Origin of the sequence: Candidatus Nitronauta litoralis (assembly GCA_015698285.1) — a bacterium.
In the GTDB taxonomy this organism is placed as follows: Bacteria; Nitrospinota; Nitrospinia; order Nitrospinales; family Nitrospinaceae; genus Nitronauta; species Nitronauta litoralis.
Window position 1 is genome coordinate 1842084 of record CP048685.1, and the last position, 18465, is coordinate 1860548.

Here is an 18465-nt window from a genome sequence, read left to right on the forward strand (position 1 = left end):
GTTTACAGGAAGTTGTGGGAGGGGTCAGACACCCATGCGTTGCGCGAGAATTTTGGTACCCATGCGGGCCTTGGCGGTGAAGTCGGACCAGGATTTCAGCTTGGTGATCTGTTTCATCAGGTAGGCGGGGCTTCTATAAAAACGTGCGTGGCATTCATCCTGAAGCTTTCGCAATTCTTCTTCGGAAAAATCCTTGTTCCAGAACCGGATTTTAAAATCAGCAGACGGGTTTTCGGCGAAGGTCTGCCAGTAATCGTTGGGCACGATGCCTTCATCCAGCATCCGGAAATACAATTCGGTTTTAGGGTAGGGGGTGCAGATCGAAAACTGGGCGTAGTCCGGCTTGAGTCGTTTGGCAAAATCGACGGTGTCCAGCATTTCTTGTTTCGTTTCATGCGGGATACCGATCATCATGTACGCAAAGAAACCGATACCCGCTTCGCGCGTCCATTTGCAGGCGCGTTCGATCTTGTCTCGTCCCTGACCTTTTTCGAGATAATCCAGGTGCCGTTCGGTGCCGGATTCAATTCCATAATGGATGCGGTAGCAACCGGCACTTTTGAGGGCTTTCAACAATTCCGGTGTGACGGTGTCGACGCGTGCTGAAATTTTGAAATGAAATTTCAAGCCGCGTTCAACGATGAGTTCGCAGAGACGCAGCAGGAATTTTTTGTTGATGGTGATGGTGTCGTCGACAAAAAACAGATCATCGAGTCCGAGTTCCACCAGTTGTTCGATTTCAGCGATTACATTTTCCGGCGAGCGTTCGCGGAACTTTGTTTTCCGTATATCGCAGAAGGTGCAAGCCGCCGGGCAGCCTCTTGTCGCCTGTATGGTGAAGAACTGCCGGCCTTCCTTGATGATGTGCTGGTAGCGGGTGACATCGACCAGGTGCCGGGCAGGGAAGGGTAGTTCGTCCAGATCCAGCAGGTCGGTTTCCGGCGCGTTGACCACGGCTTCGCCATCACGCATGAAGCCAAGTCCATTAATGGAAGATAACTTGTCAGACAAAGCGCCGTCTTCTTCAAGCGTCTCCATGAGCCTTGTGAAGATTTTCTCTCCCTCGCCAAAGACAACGAAGTCGACCTCCGGAAGGTTGAGGGTTTCCTTCGGATACAGGTTGACGTGGGGTCCACCGAGACAGATTTTTATATTGGGGTTTTCTCGCTTTAATATTCTGGCTGTTTCAAGTGCATCGAGCAGGTTGAACGTCATGATGCTCATCGCGACAACATCCGGTTTGAGCACCCTCACTTTTTCCAGCAGTTCCGCCTGTGATACGCCTTCCGGAGGACAGTCGATGAAGGCCGGACGTTTGCCGAGTGCGCGTTCGTACCACGCGGCGACATACATCAACCCGAGCTTGGGATAATAGCCCTTTCCGCCTTCCAGTGCTTTCGGCACAGAAGATTCGAGAGATACTGTTTCTGGGGGTACGAGGAACAGGACGTCCATGAGATGCTATTCAGGTCTCAAAAGATTAAAGAATGGCACGCGAAAATTTCGCTTTATTTCAAGGCTATAAATAGATATTGTAGCCTTTCGTTTCCCATTCCAGAAGAAAAATGAAACCACTTGTCACCATCACACAGATATTTCCGGAGACCGCAATCGACCGCCTGCGTGAAAAGTTCGAAGTGCGTTATCACGACAGCGGGCAATCGCTGAGCCCGGAAGCCCTGGGTCAGGCCGCTGCCGAAAGTGCAGCAATGGTCACTTATTTATCGGACAAAATCGACCAAAGCATTATTGCGCAGGGCCGAAGCCTCAAGATTATTTCCAATTACGGGGCCGGATTCAACAATATCGATGTTGCGGCGGCGCGTGACAAAGGCATTTTCGTCACCAATACCCCCGGTGTGCTGCACGAAACCACAGCCGACCTGACCTGGTCGTTGATCCTGGGAGCGGCGCGTCGGATTGTTCCGGCGGATCGCTACACCAGGGAAGGCAAATTTCACGGATGGGGGGCGAAACTTTTCTTAGGGCACGATGTTTATGGAAAGACGCTAGGGGTTATCGGTTGTGGAGAAATTGGAAGTGCCGTTGCCCGGCGGGCTGCCGGATTCAATATGCGTGTGTTGTATCACCAGCGTAGTCGACTGGCGGAGGCGAAGGAACAAGAGCTGGGAGCAGAATTTGTTGCGCTCGAAGAAATCATTCGGGAATCTGACTACCTTACTCTGCATGTGCCCCTCACCGATGAAACAATGTATATGATCGGCGAAAAAGAAATCAATATGATGAAACCGGACGCTTATCTGATCCACACCGCAAGAGGGAAAGTGGTCAACGACAAGGCCCTGGTTGCCGCGTTGAAAGAAAAGCGTATCGCCGGAGCCGCGCTGGATGTTTTTGAAGACGAGCCAGAGTTAACCGAGGGACTGACCGAACTCGACAACTGCGTGATCCTGCCGCATATCGGAAGCGCCAGTTATGATACCCGTGACACCATGGCCCAGCTTGTGGCCGACAACATTATAGATGCCCTGGAAGGCCGCACCCCACGCACACTCGTTCCGGGCTGGTAGATTCAAAACCTATATTTTTATTTGTTCGTTCATTTTTTTTGTTCCCCGTGGGGAAGCATCCATTTGTTCGATTGGAATCGCCACACCATGATGAAGCTTTTGATCACATTGATGCCAAGATAAATCCACCACGCCACCATATGGGAACCGGGTGCGAATTTTACCAGAAGAGCACAGATGATTGCAGGTAACAGCAGGCAGGTGCCGCTGATGACCATTGGTGATACTGTATCGCGTGCCCCTTTGAGTCCGCCGGAAAACGCAAACGATATCCCATTTGCGATCATGTATAGGCCGAGGCCCCGCATCATTTCAACCGACATTTCCAGGATTGCCGGGTCCGCTCCCTCTGATTGAATGAACACGCCGGCAAGTTGTGGTGCCGCTACCAAAAGCAGGATGGCGAGGCCGCAGGTGTAGGTCAGGTTCAGTTGTGTGCTGGAAAGAACGGTTCGCTTGACCCGGTCGGGTCGACCCTGCCCGGTGTAGCGACCGGCCAGGCTCATGGTCGCCAGTTCGGCGGCGAACAGGGGCAGGATAAAAAATGTTTCCCAGGTGAGGACGATACTCAGGCTGGCGGCTGGGATGGGTCCGTAAATGGTGAAACAGAACAGGAAGAAATTGAATCCTGCCATTTGCAGAAAAAAATCAAAGCCATTAAACGCACCCACCCGCCAGAGTGATCTCAAAATTTCCGGATTGATTTGGAATAATCGAGGTCCCTTAAAAAATCCTCTTTCCCGGTTTCGCCAAAGCCATCCCCCGAGTGACAATAAAATGATGCCTTCGCTCATCAAGGTTGCGATCGCTGCGCCTTGCACCCCCATGGCAGGAAAACCGAAATTCCCGAAGATTAACGTGTAGTTGAGAGGAAGATTGACCAGCAACCCTGTGATAGAGGCAATGGCAACGGGTCGCGTATGCCCGATCCCTGATAGAAAACTTGCAACGACAACACGACCGATAACTAGAAATCCTCCCGCCATTAGAACCCGGTAGTAAGACTGTTCCAGAGGGATCTGGTTTTCAGGGTGACCGCTGTTTGAAAAAATAAATTCACCTGCGGGAATCAAGGTCCAGCACAGTGGCAAAGCGAGGAGCGCGATCCATAATCCCTGAAACAACGTGCGGCCGGCTTTTTCAATTTCATTGCTGCCAACGTACTGTCCCGCCAGAGCAGAGATATAAGCGCAAAGGCCGAACAGGAATGCCAGCAGGGTCCATACCGTATTGGCGGCGACGAACGATGCAGCGGTGTACTCGGGACCCAGGTGCGAAAGAAACCAGCGGTCGCAGAACGTCATCAGGAATTCGAGCATCTCCGAGAGCACCAGGGGAAATCCAAGATAAAGCATTTCCCTGATACCGCCTTCACCACGCCAATGCAAAATACAATTCTTTCGTTAAAAAGTTGGAGAGATTTTGGAATTTCCGGGCACAAACGAAATAGACTTTTCGTCCTTATAAATCCACCGCCAGTGTAACTCAGTACCGGGTTTCGGTATTAAATCAAACAGGGATGAATGGACATATAAAATATTTTGACTCTAAATATCTCTTGAATATGTTGCAATGAAATAGATTAGAAGGGAATTTCGTTGTGGCTGAAAGATTTTTTATACGTTAAATCTGAAATGCATAATATCACCGTCTTTCACAATATATTCTTTTCCTTCCAGGCGCATTTTCCCTGCTTCTTTCACCGCCTGCTCTGATTTGAATTCGACCAGGTCGTCAAAGTGAAACACTTCAGCGCGGATAAATCCCTTTTCAAAATCGGTGTGGATTTTCCCCGCCGCCTGAGGGGCTTTGGAGTTTTGCTTGATTGTCCACGCACGGTTTTCTTTTTCGCCAATAGTGAAAAAAGTGGCAAGCCCAAGTAACTGATACCCGGCATGAATCATTCGGTTGAGTCCGGTTTCTTCCAGTCCCATTTCTTCAAGAAAAACCTGCCGTTCTTCCGGGTCCGAGATTTCCATGATTTCATTTTCCAGTTTTCCCACCAGAGTCACGGTCTCGGCGCCTTCTTCCGCTGCCAGTTTGCGGATTGCTTCGGCGTGTTCTCCATCAGATTCGCTGGAGTCCTGAATATTGCAGACGTATAACACCGGTTTGGCAGTCAACAGGTTCAGGGATTTATAGAAAGATTGATCGTCTCCCCGGTCGAAAATGCAGGTGCGGGCGGGTTTACCATCGCCGAGAGTTTTTATGAGTTGATCCAGAACAGCCACCTGTTGTCTGGCATCCTTGTCTCCCGAGCGGGCGAGTTTCGCTATTTTGATTTGACGTTTCTCAAGCGATTCCAGGTCTGCAATCTGCAGCTCCGTATTGATAATTTCCACATCCGATGTCGGGTCGACCCGATCCATAACGTGGGGGATATTACCATCTTCAAAACAACGCACTACGTGCGCAATGGCATCGACCTCACGGATGTTTGCGAGGAACTGGTTGCCCAGTCCTTCCCCCTTGGAAGCCCCTTTGACCAACCCTGCAATGTCGACAAAATGCATACTCGTCGGCACTTTTTTCTGGGCGGTGACAAATTTTTCAATTTTATCCAGACGTGGGTCCGGTACGTCGACAACCCCGACGTTAGGGTCGATTGTAGTGAATGCGTAGTTACCGGACTCCGCACCGGCCTGGGTGAGTGCATTGAAGATAGTCGATTTGCCAACGTTAGGCAGGCCGACGAGACCACAGGTAAAACCCATAACGATTATGCTCCGCGTTTGTTGTTGAACGATGAATGTGGTTTATCAAATGAATCCAGAAACACAATACAGATGGTGACGAATGCTGCGAACCCGGAGATGAAGAAAAAGAAAGTGGAGGCATCTACAAAGGTCAGTACCGTCAGAAACAGAACCGCGCCCACATTACCATAAGCTCCGGCAAGACCTGCTAATTGCCCTGTCAGATCCCGGCGGATAAGTGGGACCATTGAGAAGCAGGCCCCGTTGCCGGTTTGAATCAGGATGGAGCAAACTACGGCAAGACCGAGTGCAACATTGACCGGCCACGCCGAGGTAATATAGCTCATCAACCAGTAACAAATCCCCGCGTTAGCAACCAGGAAAAATAAAACTCGCCGCCTGCCCAGTTTGTCAGCAAGTAATCCACCACAAGGCCGTGTGATGAGATTGAAGGCAGCAAAACAGGATCCTAACACACCGGCGGTCGTGACTGAGAACGCAAAGGTGTTTTCGAGAAACTCCGGGAACATGGAAATGACTGCGAGCTCCGAGCCAAAGGTGAGAGCATAGACCAGGCTCAATATCAGGATTTGTTTGAAAGCGTAATCCCGTTCCGGCTGGGAAGGGCTGGCCAGGTTGTCCAGGTTGGAACGGACACAGGTCACGGCATTCCAGGCGAACAATCCTGAAAAGACGAATAGAATGCTCCAGAATTGTGAGGGAGTCAGCCAGACTGCCGGGGGTATCGTCAGTTTGAACACGAGAAAACCAAGAGCTGTGTAAACTGGAACCAGCATTATGATTTGCAGGAACAGGTCTCCTTTGGAACTGACCTCAATGGCCTGTTCCATACCGAGCCGGAATCCGTTGCGGGGCCCTTCTTTGTCCCGGGCCAGCAAAAAGTAGCCAAACGCCCACAAGAGACAAGCTGCGCCGGTCAGGAAAGAAGCGATACGCCATCCCATTTCGGGTGCAAAAAAAGAAGCGATCAGGGGTAACCCGAAAACAGCGGCGGCTGCACCGAAGTTGCCCCAGCCTGCGTAAATCCCCTGGGCAAAACCCATCGACTCGCGAGGGAACCATTCTGCGATCATTTTGATACCGACGACGAAACCTGCGCCGGCGACTCCCATCAACAGACGTGCGATGAGCAGGTCGTTAAAATCCTGGGCCAGGGCAAACATGAAAGACACAGCACCAGAGTAAATCAGAATGGACACGAACACGCGTTTGGGGCCAAGTGCATCCACAAGAGAGCCGATGACGATACGGGCTGGAATCGTGAGCGCGACGTTGGCAATCATCAATACGCGAATCTGGCCTTCATCCAGAAACATGGTGCTGGCCAATGTAGTGTTGAAAGGAGCGAAATTAAACCAGGAGACAAAGGTCAGGAAAAAGGCGATCCAGCTTAAATGCAGAATGGCCTGTTGAGACTGGTTAAATCCGGGCATTGAGGAATGAGTATTGAGGAATGAGTGAGGTGGGAGTCAGTTGCCCGGCATGGAAGACATCATCTGGTGAGTTTGAACCACTCCTGATTTGTCGAACACGATGGTGAAGTTTTTGGAAGAATCATTGCCGGCTACGGTGTAGGTATTGGTTTCGTAAATCCATATCTCCGACCCGTTTTGTAAGCCGGTTTTAAAGGGTTTCCCGAACAGACCCAAAACTTCTGCCTTGGTTGTGGTGCCATTTTTGACAGTGGCTACGAGGGCGTGGTCAAAATCTTTTCCTACTGTGGCGCAAGCCGACATCAAAAGACAGGCGAGTAGAATTATGATTTTAAAAATCGGGTTCATCGTGTGTGTTGAGGCCTAAAGGGAGTTCTGGGTTATTTGATTTATTATTTTACTCACGTTTTAATGCTGTATTGCTCCTGATGGAGCTTGGGGTTGACCATAACCTGAAATTCAAGATGGTACAGGTTTTCCAACTCATCAAGGTAAGCGCTTTCTTCTTCAAAAAGAAGTTCGTATACCGCTGGATGAACTTCGATTGAAAGGCTTTTTTTATGGATGTTATTGGCTCCAATGCGTTGCAGGGCCCGAATGATTTCATAACAAACCGTCGCCGGAGATTTGATATGCCCCTTGCCTTCGCAGTAAGGGCAGGGGTCACTCAGGATCTGGCTCAGGCTGCCGCGGACCCGTTTACGGGTCATTTCGACCAGGCCGAGGTCAGATATTTTAAGAATGTTGGTTCGTGACCGGTCGTTTTTCAATTCCTGTTGCAACGAGTTCCAGACTGTTTCCTTGCTTTCCTCTTTGGTCATGTCGATGAAGTCGACGATAATGATACCGCCAATATTCCTGAGGCGCAGTTGGTAAACGATTTCCTTGACTGCTTCCAGATTAGTTTTAAGAATGGTTTCTTCGGGATCGGTGTGACCCACAAACTTTCCGGTGTTGACATCCACAGCAGTGAGGGCTTCTGTCTGGTCGATGGTGATGAAACCACCTGACTTCAGCCAGATTTTTCTTCCTAATGCACGATTGATTTCCACTTCAATTCCGTAATGGTCGAAAATGGGAACGGCTTCCTTATGCAGTTCTATTTTGTCGACGATATGCGGTAAATAGGTGGAACAGAATTCGATACATTTTTCGTAATCTGTTTTCGAATCGATGACCAGTCGATCAACATTCTCTGTGAAAATGTCCCGAATGGAACGGGCGATCAAGTTGAGGTCTTCGTATAAAAGCGCGGGGGCCTGGGAGTCGTCGAAGCGGTCCCCGAGCATATCCCATTGACGGTGGAGGAACCGGATGTCCGGTTCAAAATCCTCTTGGTTCCGACCCTGCCCTGCGGTTCGAACAATATAGCCTTCAGAAGGTCGGCCGATTTCTCCCACGATTGATTTCAGACGTTCACGCTCTTCTTCGTCTTCGATGCGTCGCGAAACACTGATTTGGTTGACTGTCGGCATATACACCATGTAACGCCCGGGTAGAGTCACGAACGTGGTGATTCGGGCCCCCTTGGTACCCAGCGGATTCTTTGCCACCTGCACCATGATTTCCTGGCCTTCGTGCAGCAGGTCCTGGATTGGGATTCCCCGGTCAATTTCGCGAGGACTGCGATCCATATCAGGAGGATTGCCACCTGAGTTCAAACTCTCAGATTCATCTTCATCCGCCTCATAATCCAATAAGTCGATGATATCTATATCACCGACGTAAAGGAACCCGGCTTTTTCCAGGCCGACATTTACAAACGCGACTTGCATGCCCGGCAGGATTTTTGTCACCACTCCTTTATAAACATTTCCAACGATCCCCTTCTTGGCCTTGTGCTCAATAAACAACTCGACCAACTGATTGTTTTCCATCAGGGCTACGCGGATTTCCCGGGGATTGGAATTGATGATGATTTGTGATGACATAGTTTTTCTGATTGGGTCGGGGTCAGTCTATTCTGATCTTCAGATTACATGAAAATTGTTCAAAACGCCTGGAAGCTCCCTTAAAAGGGGCTAAGTTTCGAAAAATAGATCCTTATCGATGCCAGGAGTTTAAAAAATTATAACACGGTGAAGCTACCAGCCCTACCTAAATCAAGGGGTTGGAGCTAAAGAAGCGATCGGCGAGCCTCGATATTAAGTAAAAGTCCCAAGGCAAAGAAGGTCGTGAGGAGCGATGAGCCTCCATAACTGAACAGGGGCAGGGGAATCCCGGTTATTGGGAATATACCGATCGTCATGCCAAGGTTATAAATGATATACAGGCTCAGATAGCCGGTGATGCCAATAGCCATGAAAAGGCCGAAACGGTCGGCTGCCCGGTAGGCGATATTGAGTCCCTTAAGAATCAGGATGAGAAACAGGGTGAGCAAAACCGCGACACCAAAAAAACCGGTCTCTTCTGCAAATACAGAAAAAATAAAGTCGGTGTGTTTTTCCGGGAGAAAGTTTAACCGGCTTTGTGTGCCGGCCAGGAGTCCCTTGCCCCAGAATCCGCCAGAGCCGATCGCGATTTTGGACTGGATGGTCTGATAGCCCGCGCCCAGGGGATCCATTTCCTGATTGAGAAAAGTCATGATGCGGGCCTTTTGGTAATCCTTTAAAAAAAACCAGCCCATGGGCGTGAGAACTGTGCAGATACCGATCAGCTTGTAAAGCGTACTGGGCTTGAGTTCTACGGCAATGACAAATATAAAGAAGATTGCAGCAATGATCATGGCAGTGCCAAGATCCGGTTGCTTGTAGATCAGCCAACCCATGGCCCCGGTGAACACGGCGGGTAAAAACAGATCTTTAAACTCATACTGGCCTGAAGGTTTTACGGTTTCAAAGTACTTGGCCAGCACGATCACCATGGATAATTTAGCCAATTCAGAGATTTGCAGATTGACCGGGCCGAGTTGTAGCCAACGTCGCGAACCGGAGACTGTAGTTCCAAAGAACAGCACCAGAATCAACGCTGCCAGAGTCAAAAAATAGATTAAATAGGCATATCGACTCAGCAGTCGGTAATCGATGAGAACGGCTACAATCAACGCGACCAGGCTGCACAGGAGCCAGTATATTTGGCGAATATAGAGGTTTTGGAAGAAAGGTTCAGGTCGACCGTGATTTGCGCTGTAAACCATGACCACTCCCATAATGGAGATGGTCAGTATCAAGGCCAGATACCACCAGTTGAAATGAAATGCTCCGCGGCGTTCGAACATGGTGAAAGGATTGTAACATAAGGTTCTTACATATATTTTTACCAGGAGGCCGGAACAAGGGCAAGGTGTTCAGGGATTTTTGAAGTCCGGTTTTTTCTTCTATCTCTGCGAACATTGAAAAATTTCCTTATTTGCCATATGATTTTTAATATACTGAGCGGTTAACAAGATGCCTTTAAGGCCCAAAATGACTGAAAATATTCGTTCCGATTTATTGCCTGTTAATTAATCGGGAAACGTTAACCCATTTAGTTTGAAATAGTTACTCTGGCGGGGGCGTAGGTTTTTAACAGGTTTTTAACGTTCTATGTGGATTATGTTAGGGTTCATTTTATGGGTACCTTTTAGTCCAGAGAACATGGGGGTTTCAGGAGTTGGTACCAGTATCCTTCAATAAATTTAGGGAATTTTGAGGTGATGGGGAAGAAAAGCTAGTCTTTAAAGGGGCAAATAAAAGGTGGCTGGTTGCAAAACTGGCGTGCATAGCAATGGCGTATGTTTCAGGCTCGTCAAAAAATTGACAGCAAAATCAGCCTGATATTACTGTGTGTGCGGGAGGGGACATTTTAAAATTGAGAAATGTTCTCAATAAAGGCGTGTAGGACAACGGGGTTGCTTATGCCAATAAGTCCCCAACCCAAATTGCGCCTGTTTTTAAGGGGAATTTCCAGTTCCATTTTTTCATAGTTTCAGATTGTGGAAAACATTCCAGACAAAATTTTTATAGAAGTTCATAATTTTAATTTGGAACGAAATTTTTAACTATCCAATTCTTTTAGTTTATTTATCTATATCACAAGACCGGATCCCCGTACAGTTGGTTTTTGCTTTCCTGGTATTTTCCATCAACTCCAATAGTTCACATTTTATCCACAGGGTTCAGAGTCAAGAAATGAACTATAATAATGCGAGGATTTACGTAGGGATGCTTTGCTTTTCACAGGCCCTTAAATATCTTTCATATTACTATTCGGAATAAACCGGGCCATATCAGCGGGCAATGGAGAGGTAAATTTCATCGTTTTGCCATCATCCGGGTGGCATAGCTCCAGTCGGTGGGCGTGCAAAGCCTGACGGTCAAGGTCCAGGCTCAGACCCTTGGACCGGCCGCCATATAATGGGTCTGCCAGCACCGGATGGCCCAATGATGCAAGGTGGACCCGAATCTGATGGGTTCTCCCCGTTTTGGGGAATAATCGGACAAGGTCACATTTTTCCAGGCTAAGTGCCACTTCGTAAGCGGTTTCCGCCTGCCTGCCTTCGCCGCCGGTTGCAGCTGCCATTTTCTTCCGGTCTTTGGGGTGTCTTCCAATCGGTGACCGGACAATTCCCTTTGGGGGTTTTAAGTGACCTTGAGCAAGAGCCAGATATACCTTTTTTATTGTACGGTCCTGAAACTGTTTTTGAAGCGAGACCAGGGCCTTGTCCGTTTTGGCCACGACGATCAGTCCGCTGGTGTCTTTATCCAGACGGTGGACAATGCCCGGCCGTTCCACTCCTCCGATCCCTTTCAGGTCGTTGCAGTGAAATAACAGCGCGTTAACCAATGTCCCGTTGGGATGTCCGGGTGCGGGATGCACCACCAGTCCCGCAGGCTTATCAATCACAATCAGGTGATCGTCTTCATGTTGAATACTGAGCGGGATATCCTCGGCCTCGACCTCAAGTGGGGCGGGTTCGGGGATGTCGAGTTCCACATGGTCGCCACTTTTTACCCGATAATTGGCTTTTGCCGGTTGCTGGTTGACTCTTGCCCGACCTTCTTCAATGAGCTTTTTAATGAAATTTCGGGAAACATCGGCCTGGGCTTCGGTCAGGTAGACATCCAGCCTTTTTTTTTCACACGCCGAATCGATATCAAATTCAAGTTGCTGCATTTTTTAGTGAATGAAAAATATATTTGAATTAATGGGCCCGCCCTTTAACTTAATTAGAAAGACCCAGTTTAATAACTCCACATTGTACCCGGAAAAAGGAGGCTCCATGAAGAACAGATCGCGTTTAATGCTAACTCTATTAGGTCTGCTGGTCACCCTGCCTGCGTTTGCCGGACCGGAAAGGCTGACCGATGCGCGGGTGATGTTCACAGAAGTTAAAGACACGCGGACAACGGGTCAGTTTTTCGGGGAATGTGAAGTCGAAATTAAAGTGATGGGTCGCGCTGTGGCAAAAGCATTGGGTATCCGGAGTGTGGAAGTGACCTACGCAGTGGACGATACGGGAATGATTTTGGTGAATAAAGATCGGAACAATATCAGCAGCTTTTTCCGTCCCAACGAAGGAGCATCGTCACTGACCCATAAGGTAAGCCTGAAAAACCCGGCACGTTCAGCTCACTATATCCAATCCTTGAAGGGAACCATCGAACTTTACAGTCCAACAGATAAAAATGGGGGAATGATTGAGATTGCAAACTTCAAAAACTCTGCAGGCAAGCCCCTGGCAGAAGCTGAATTGAAGCCGCATGGTATTTCCATCATGTACCTCACCAAAGAAATCCTGGAAAAACGGAAAAAGGAACAGATGGAAAAAGCACGCCAGAAAGCAAGCAAGGAGATGGACAAAATTGGCGAGGAAATGGGGCAGGCCTTTATGAATATGTTTGAAGGCATGCTCGGCGGGATGATGGGAGGCGACAAGTTTTCCCTGCATCTTTGGGTAAAAGACCCGGATAAGAAGGTGGTGGATATTCAGTTCCTTGATGCATCGGGAACCAAAATCAAAACGTCATCGCGCAGCAGTATGGGGGAAATGCGTCAGGTCGGGTTTGATGTATTACCCGGTCCCGATACGAAACTTCTGGTGTATCTGGCCACGCCGGAGTCTATCCGCTCCGTAAAGTTTTCCCTGGATCAGATTCCATTGCCGTAGAAGATGTTATTGACCAGGAAAGCTTTCAAAATTCACCATCCCCAAAAATTACAGCCACATTTTTGTTTTACTATTTAGATCCTTGATGTTTCATGATGAGTATTTTCTGCTCGGCTTAAGTCCATCTCCGGCAAAAAACTTTTGCCTTGAATTTTAGAGAATTTAAAAACAATTGCCGAAAATGGAAGTAGAATGTTCTAAAAAATAAAACTTCTATTAAAAAGGTCTAAATTGAAATCCATCGATCAAAAGCAATGGCAGGAGTTTGTTGACAAATCCGGGATGGTGATGCCGGGGAAGGGGCCATTCATTGGTCCGGCGCTCAGTTTTAAAGATCCGGCAACCAGAAAAATGGTGATCCATTTCACGGACAGGGATTTTCCCGTAGGTTTCAGCCGGAAACTGGGTGTCCTGCTTTCTGGTCAGGAGGCCTGGTATTTGTTTCCCCGTAAATGCTTTTTCCCAATCGAGCTATACGAAACCAATGAAATTTCAAATTTAAAACATCACCTGGTACAGGAGTGGTGCAAACTGCTGGATGATGAACATGATTTGTATGTTGTGGGTGCAAGCGGTGATGTGATCATTTCCTATGGTCATCTTTTCATGGATGAAGGACTCAAGGTTTTCATTCAAAACCCGGAACTGGCAGAAACTCTTCTTGCTCTGTTAATTGATTCGGGTGCAAATGCTGAATTAATTTCCCCAACGCCATAACTATTCCAAGAGCATAAAAGAATGGGAAACGCTTCGCCTTGTCGGCGCTAGCGGTGTTTGTTTGTGCCTTCGTTTTTCAAATGCAGTTTCATGGATTTATTTTAAAGGGACTTTATGAAAGCACAGTCCAGTGAAGGCGCACTGAGCAGGAAATGCAGGGTTTTATGGGGTGGGAGATGCGGCCCAATTGTTTTTTTGCGGTGATGTTTTCCTGGCTGTTTGTCAGTTTTATAAAAATTGAGTCCACTGGAGATGGAATTCGTTTCGGGTTGTTAATGGGCCTCCTCCTCGGTGGTGTGCAGTTTGGTTGTTACCCCTATATTCCAATCCCATTTACTCTGGCCGGAGCATGGTCCATCGGAGCTGTTATTGAAGGAACAGTTCCTGGTCCGATACTCGCCTCAATGAATAAACCCAAGTCAGCTTGACAATCCAACATAAGTCCATTAAAATCAATGTGTTATCTGGATTTTTTCTCTCCTGGGAAAGGAAAGTGCAATGAACAGAAGTCTGCTCGCCATCGGTCAGGATCTGGCAGAAAACCCAAGCTGGTGGAAAAGAATCCGGCACAGCAAGTTCGCCGATCCATTTAGGAGAAAGTCGGCCAGAAGGATCGGAACCAAAGCTCTCAGTCTTACAGCTTCCATTCTGATTCCCATTCCGGTGGTTAAAGGTCTGGTGATGGGTGCAGTAAAGGTGGGGCTCGCCCAGGCACGTAAAGTCCAGATCAAATATAAAACTGGAAACGACCAGGGAAAGTTTACTCATAAAGGGACTGAGCACACGACCCTAAAAGGCAAAGACCAGAGCAAACTGGATGACAAACTCGCACACGATGTTAAATGGGGTTGGAAAGCTTTAGATATAGAAGGTATGGACCGGTATCGGTGGAAGGTCAAGCATGGGGTGGAGATGCTCAACGATACCTATGAAAAAGCCAGGAGGCACGAAGGCAGTACGGCATCAATTTGTAACGATTGGGCACGGGCCATCGCAAAATATTATTATCTGGAAAAACGAACCACGATACTAAGGGAAAAAGCTGAGGTCATTAAGGCATTGGCCCAGGCCACGATCGATTGGGTTGACAAGGTTCAGCAGGATTTGGCCAACAGCAATATAAAAAACAAACTGACTGACAAAGCTGCTGAAATCAGTGCTCATGCTGATAAAGGTGATTCCCACCAGGATTGTGACGACAAGTTTTGTGTGTTTGAAAGTAAAAGAAGATTCTGGTCGAAACACAAAAAAATAACAAAAGGGGTTCAAACCATAACTTCTTTTACGGCAGGGAATATAGCAGACCCGGTCGAATCGAATACCATTTACGGTAAGAAATACTGGAAAGGGTGAGGGTTCCCTCCTTAAAAATTTCAACCATCTGCCCCATCCTCGATTGGATTTTTCGACCCCACGCCAGTGGGGGTTAGATGCAAACCACCCTGTAAAATAATACGAAGCTCATTGAGGGGATTGTTCCCTCAATAAAGTTGAGCCCGTGGCTCCGGCGCGGGCCTGTTTTCGTCGTCCCCACGTTAGTTGGTTTTTGTCACTCCGGCGTAAGCCGGTTATTTTTCGAGGAGGCGTGGCATCAGTTCCACCAGATTGCATGGTGAATGGGTGCTGTCGAGTTGATGTACCAGGATTCCATCCCATGCATCCTTGCAGGCCCCGGTCGAACCGGGCAGTGCAAACAGGAAGGTCCCGTTGGCAACCCCACCAGTTGCACGCGACTGGATGGTCGAGGTTTTAATGCCCTGGTAGCTCAGCCACCGGAACAGTTCGCCGAAGCCCGGAATGGATTTTTCGTAAAGTTCTTCGAACGCTTCCGGAGTCACATCGCGCCCGGTAACCCCCGTGCCGCCTGTAGCGATCACCACATCCACTTCCGGAGACGCGATCCATTCTTTGAGTGCCGCCTGGATGAGCGGTATCTCGTCTTTGATGATGCGCTTTTCGACCACGTTGTGGCCGGCACCCTTTGCCCTGTCCACCAGGGTATTGCCTGATTTATCGTCTTCATCGGTGCGCGTGTCCGACACTGTGATGATCGCGATGTTCACTGCCTTTTTTACCTTTGAAACCATGTCGCTTCTCCATAGAAAATTGAGCCGACATGTTAGCAATCCGGCAAGCCCACTGCAATACCCTTTGATAGTGGGGAGATATTCATTTGGCATTTATATAGTTTAGGAAATTTGTGAATAAGCGTTATTGCTTTGTCTCCCTTTTCAAGGGAAAGCTTTACATATTTCCAGAAGAATGGCCGATTTACTCCCAATGTTTTCTCCTTGTAGAACTGCTATTCGCGTTCTTGATTCCCCTCCTTAAAAAAGGAGGGGATATAGGGGAGGTTGTGTTCATGACACCTCCCGCACCCTCCCTTTTAAAGGGAAGGGAATGAAATGGTTTTCGAAAGGGTACGTTTTAAATAAACTTTAGTAGGGGGGCTCAGGTACAAGAAATTTTCTAATCTTGTGAGTAGTCACAGCCGGTTGTTTAAAACACTCATGCATTATATGAATGAAGTGGGTAAATTCAGCATCTTCCTTTATGCTATATAAAGAAGACGAAATAAGGAGACTCAATGCCCACAGCACTCATCACAGGTGGAGCCGTCCGGATTGGCCAGGCGCTGGCACAGCGACTCGCCCATCGCGGCTACAACATCGCCCTGCATCATGGAAAATCGGATCCTGCCGACACGCTCGCCTATCTGGACTGCACCATGGTGACGACGAAGGCTTATCCCTGTGACCTGAGCGATTTGTCGGCAGTAGAATCGTTGGTGGAGTCCGTCAAAAAGGATTTTGATGATTTGGAAATACTCGTTAATTGCGCGGCCAACTTTATCCAGGAGAATGTGGAGACCACCAGCATGGAAACGCTCGATCGGACCTTGAATGTGAACTTGAAGGCTCCCTTTATCCTGATGCGTGAATTTAAAAGACTTGTAGGCTGTGGTCAGATTGTCAATATTCTCGACGAACGTATTGAAAAAAACATCCCGACCTTCGCCGCGTATTCCGTTTCGAAAGTGGGCCTCGCGCATCTGACCAAACTGGCGGCGGTTGAGTGGGGCGAAACCGTGCGGGTCAACGGAATTGCACCGGGACTCATCCTGCCACCGCAGGGACAGGGGCCAGAGTATATGGAAAAGAACAAAGGCAACGTTCCGATGAACCGCCACGGTTCAGTAGACGACCTTGCCAAAGCTCTCGATTATCTGCTCGATTCAGAATTTGTGAACGGCGAGATATTGTTTGTCGATGGCGGGGAAAGTCGTGGAAAGAAATATAATGGATAATAGACCTTGGGCAAGACGGTAATCAGATATGAAAAGTTTTTTTAGGATTTTTATGGGTGTTTTCATTGGGGTAGGAGTGATCTGTTTTTTTGGAATTGCCTATGGTGTTTTCTCTAGAGACTATAAGGTAGAACAAATGGATTGGGATCAGAACGGTGAGGTAACTTTAACTGAAATTTCCCAAGCCTCTGACATCGATGTTAGGTTCGTAAAGGTCCAGGGAAAATTGTGCAAGGATTACTATTTTCTAAAAGATGGATTGACTGTAAAAATTGAATGTTGAGAAAAGATAAATTTGCTTAAAGAGATTTCCCACAGGTCGGTTCGGTGGCGAAACCATTCGGAATTACACAGCAAAAACTGGATTGCTTCACCGCTTTCAGCGGTACGCAATGACGGGGTATCTGGTCCTTATGACCAACCTCTTTTTTCATTGGAGTAGTTCCAGGGAAAAGATTCAATATCGGGAGGACTTCCTTAGAAAAGAGAAACAAAAAGCAAAGGCGAGATTCTTCGCTTCGCTCAGAATGACAGTGCTTTGATTTTATGTGTCACATTCAAGAACGCGAACAGCGGTTCTTGAATCTGTCGAAGGGGGCCTCTTTATTGGTTTCATTTGAATGCACTTATGCAAAGGTCTCCTTCAGGGAAGGGGGTGGCTGATGCACGGAAGAAAGCCTTCGCCATGACCAAAGACCCGTCATCGCGAGCGACTCCAGGGAGCGACGCGATCCAGAGTTTTTGATTGCTACCTCAAGGTCATTGAACGGCTGGATTGCTTCACCGCTTTCAGCGGTTCGCAATGACGAGATGCCTAGCCTTTTGAGCCGGGGTTCCAATGTGCGGCCCTGAGGTTTGCCTGTCTAGGGTTAGTCTCTTAATGACACAAGAGATTTAAAAATGTCACCCTGAGCTTGTCGAAGGGGGGGCTCCTCTTTATCAAATCAAGAAATACCCGTTAAGAAAATTCAATATTGGATAGGATCCTCCACCCCGGCTTCTTTAAATCCTTTCAACCTAAGGAAACAACTGTCACAATTGCCGCAGGATTTGCCTTCATCATCTGGTGCATAGCAACTATGTGTCAGTGAATAGTCCACGCCCAGCTCTAGCCCTTTCTTCACAATATCGGCTTTGCTCATCTTTGAGAGTGGCGTGTGTATTTTGAATCGACTGCTGCCTTCAACCCCTGCCTTGGTGGCGAGGTTGGCTAGTGTTTCAAACGCGCTGATGAATTCCGGGCGGCAATCCGGGTAGCCGCTGTAATCAATCGCATTCACGCCGATAAAAATATCTTCGGCTCCGCAAACTTCCGCCAGTGCAAGGCAGTACGATAGAAATATGGTATTGCGTGCTGGAACGTAGGTGATGGGTATCCCCTCACTCATTTCATCCGTTTCGCGACCTGTCGGTACTTCGATCTCATCCGTCAGGGCGGACCCACCGAACTGGCGGAGGTCAATTTGGACCACCCTGTGGTCCTCCACCCTGAATGCACGGGCCACACGGGTTGCCGCTTCCAGCTCCACCCGGTGCCGTTGGCCATAATCAAAGCTCAGTGCAACCGTTTGAAAACCTTCGTGTTGTGCGATTGCCAGCACGGTTGTGGAATCGAGCCCGCCACTGAGCAAAACCACTGCTTTTTTTGGTCTGGAAATGACATCCTCCTTGT

General features: G+C 48.2%; 16 protein-coding genes. 6 read left to right on the top strand and 10 right to left on the bottom strand.

Annotated features, from left to right (window positions below; all coding sequences use genetic code 11):
* Window positions 1-24 precede the first annotated feature (24 nt).
* Complete coding sequence (locus G3M70_08495; GenBank protein QPJ61909.1) at window positions 25-1455, bottom strand: B12-binding domain-containing radical SAM protein; 1431 nt, start codon at window positions 1453-1455, stop codon at window positions 25-27.
* A 110-nt stretch (window positions 1456-1565) separates the two neighbouring features.
* On the opposite strand from G3M70_08495, the gene G3M70_08500 reads away from it, so the two are divergent.
* Window positions 1566-2531: a D-glycerate dehydrogenase gene (locus G3M70_08500; GenBank protein ID QPJ61910.1), complete on the top strand. Its 966-nt coding sequence runs from the start codon at window positions 1566-1568 to the stop codon at window positions 2529-2531.
* 29 nt (window positions 2532-2560) lie between these two features.
* Here G3M70_08500 and G3M70_08505 read toward each other — a convergent pair whose 3' ends face one another.
* The 7 genes from G3M70_08505 to G3M70_08535 form a co-directional block, all read right to left on the bottom strand.
* The gene (locus tag G3M70_08505) at window positions 2561-3919 is read right to left on the bottom strand and encodes an MATE family efflux transporter (protein QPJ61911.1); all 1359 of its coding nucleotides are present in this window, start codon (window positions 3917-3919) and stop codon (window positions 2561-2563) included.
* Between the two features lie 228 nt (window positions 3920-4147).
* Entirely contained in the window at window positions 4148-5245 is a 1098-nt protein-coding gene (gene ychF, locus G3M70_08510; protein QPJ61912.1) for a redox-regulated ATPase YchF, read from the bottom strand.
* A gap of 5 nt (window positions 5246-5250) precedes the next feature.
* Window positions 5251-6681: a NarK/NasA family nitrate transporter gene (locus G3M70_08515; GenBank protein ID QPJ61913.1), complete on the bottom strand. Its 1431-nt coding sequence runs from the start codon at window positions 6679-6681 to the stop codon at window positions 5251-5253.
* A 36-nt stretch (window positions 6682-6717) separates the two neighbouring features.
* The gene (locus tag G3M70_08520; protein ID QPJ61914.1) at window positions 6718-7029 is read right to left on the bottom strand and encodes an outer membrane protein assembly factor BamE; all 312 of its coding nucleotides are present in this window, start codon (window positions 7027-7029) and stop codon (window positions 6718-6720) included.
* 53 nt (window positions 7030-7082) lie between these two features.
* Window positions 7083-8612 (bottom strand): Rne/Rng family ribonuclease, encoded by a 1530-nt coding sequence (locus G3M70_08525; protein QPJ61915.1) that lies wholly within the window; start codon window positions 8610-8612, stop codon window positions 7083-7085.
* A 185-nt stretch (window positions 8613-8797) separates the two neighbouring features.
* Window positions 8798-9898 (bottom strand): rod shape-determining protein RodA, encoded by a 1101-nt coding sequence (gene rodA / locus G3M70_08530; GenBank protein ID QPJ61916.1) that lies wholly within the window; start codon window positions 9896-9898, stop codon window positions 8798-8800.
* 947 nt (window positions 9899-10845) lie between these two features.
* On the bottom strand, window positions 10846-11775 hold the full coding sequence (locus G3M70_08535; GenBank protein ID QPJ61917.1) for an RluA family pseudouridine synthase: 930 nt from the start codon (window positions 11773-11775) through the stop codon (window positions 10846-10848).
* A gap of 106 nt (window positions 11776-11881) precedes the next feature.
* Between G3M70_08535 and G3M70_08540 the strand changes: the two genes are divergently transcribed.
* The 4 genes from G3M70_08540 (at window position 11882) to G3M70_08555 (ending at window position 14839) form a co-directional block, all read left to right on the top strand.
* Window positions 11882-12769, top strand: a complete 888-nt coding sequence (locus G3M70_08540) for a hypothetical protein (protein ID QPJ61918.1) — start codon at window positions 11882-11884, stop codon at window positions 12767-12769.
* A gap of 231 nt (window positions 12770-13000) precedes the next feature.
* Window positions 13001-13486, top strand: coding sequence for a hypothetical protein (locus G3M70_08545; protein ID QPJ61919.1), 486 nt, complete (start codon window positions 13001-13003; stop codon window positions 13484-13486).
* 176 nt (window positions 13487-13662) lie between these two features.
* Window positions 13663-13914: a hypothetical protein gene (locus tag G3M70_08550; GenBank protein ID QPJ61920.1), complete on the top strand. Its 252-nt coding sequence runs from the start codon at window positions 13663-13665 to the stop codon at window positions 13912-13914.
* A 70-nt stretch (window positions 13915-13984) separates the two neighbouring features.
* Complete coding sequence (locus G3M70_08555) at window positions 13985-14839, top strand: hypothetical protein (GenBank protein QPJ61921.1); 855 nt, start codon at window positions 13985-13987, stop codon at window positions 14837-14839.
* A 215-nt stretch (window positions 14840-15054) separates the two neighbouring features.
* Here G3M70_08555 and moaB read toward each other — a convergent pair whose 3' ends face one another.
* Window positions 15055-15573, bottom strand: coding sequence for a molybdenum cofactor biosynthesis protein B (moaB, locus tag G3M70_08560; protein QPJ61922.1), 519 nt, complete (start codon window positions 15571-15573; stop codon window positions 15055-15057).
* A gap of 500 nt (window positions 15574-16073) precedes the next feature.
* Here moaB and G3M70_08565 point away from each other — a divergent pair, with 500 nt between their 5' ends.
* On the top strand, window positions 16074-16793 hold the full coding sequence (locus tag G3M70_08565) for an SDR family oxidoreductase (GenBank protein QPJ61923.1): 720 nt from the start codon (window positions 16074-16076) through the stop codon (window positions 16791-16793).
* A 968-nt stretch (window positions 16794-17761) separates the two neighbouring features.
* Here G3M70_08565 and queC read toward each other — a convergent pair.
* Window positions 17762-18451: a 7-cyano-7-deazaguanine synthase QueC gene (gene queC, locus G3M70_08570; protein ID QPJ63762.1), complete on the bottom strand. Its 690-nt coding sequence runs from the start codon at window positions 18449-18451 to the stop codon at window positions 17762-17764.
* Window positions 18452-18465: the final 14 nt, after the last annotated feature.

Coding starts and splice junctions, on each gene's coding strand:
- G3M70_08550 (QPJ61920.1), top strand. CDS start 13,663: ATGCGGCCCAATTGTTTTTTTGCGGTGATGTTTTCCTGGCTGTTTGTC.
- G3M70_08515 (QPJ61913.1), bottom strand. CDS start 6,681: ATGCCCGGATTTAACCAGTCTCAACAGGCCATTCTGCATTTAAGCTGG.
- G3M70_08555 (QPJ61921.1), top strand. CDS start 13,985: ATGAACAGAAGTCTGCTCGCCATCGGTCAGGATCTGGCAGAAAACCCA.
- moaB (QPJ61922.1), bottom strand. CDS start 15,573: ATGGTTTCAAAGGTAAAAAAGGCAGTGAACATCGCGATCATCACAGTG.
- ychF (QPJ61912.1), bottom strand. CDS start 5,245: ATGGGTTTTACCTGTGGTCTCGTCGGCCTGCCTAACGTTGGCAAATCG.
- G3M70_08525 (QPJ61915.1), bottom strand. CDS start 8,612: ATGTCATCACAAATCATCATCAATTCCAATCCCCGGGAAATCCGCGTA.
- G3M70_08520 (QPJ61914.1), bottom strand. CDS start 7,029: ATGAACCCGATTTTTAAAATCATAATTCTACTCGCCTGTCTTTTGATG.
- G3M70_08500 (QPJ61910.1), top strand. CDS start 1,566: ATGAAACCACTTGTCACCATCACACAGATATTTCCGGAGACCGCAATC.
- G3M70_08495 (QPJ61909.1), bottom strand. CDS start 1,455: ATGGACGTCCTGTTCCTCGTACCCCCAGAAACAGTATCTCTCGAATCT.
- G3M70_08565 (QPJ61923.1), top strand. CDS start 16,074: ATGCCCACAGCACTCATCACAGGTGGAGCCGTCCGGATTGGCCAGGCG.
- rodA (QPJ61916.1), bottom strand. CDS start 9,898: ATGTTCGAACGCCGCGGAGCATTTCATTTCAACTGGTGGTATCTGGCC.
- G3M70_08540 (QPJ61918.1), top strand. CDS start 11,882: ATGAAGAACAGATCGCGTTTAATGCTAACTCTATTAGGTCTGCTGGTC.
- G3M70_08535 (QPJ61917.1), bottom strand. CDS start 11,775: ATGCAGCAACTTGAATTTGATATCGATTCGGCGTGTGAAAAAAAAAGG.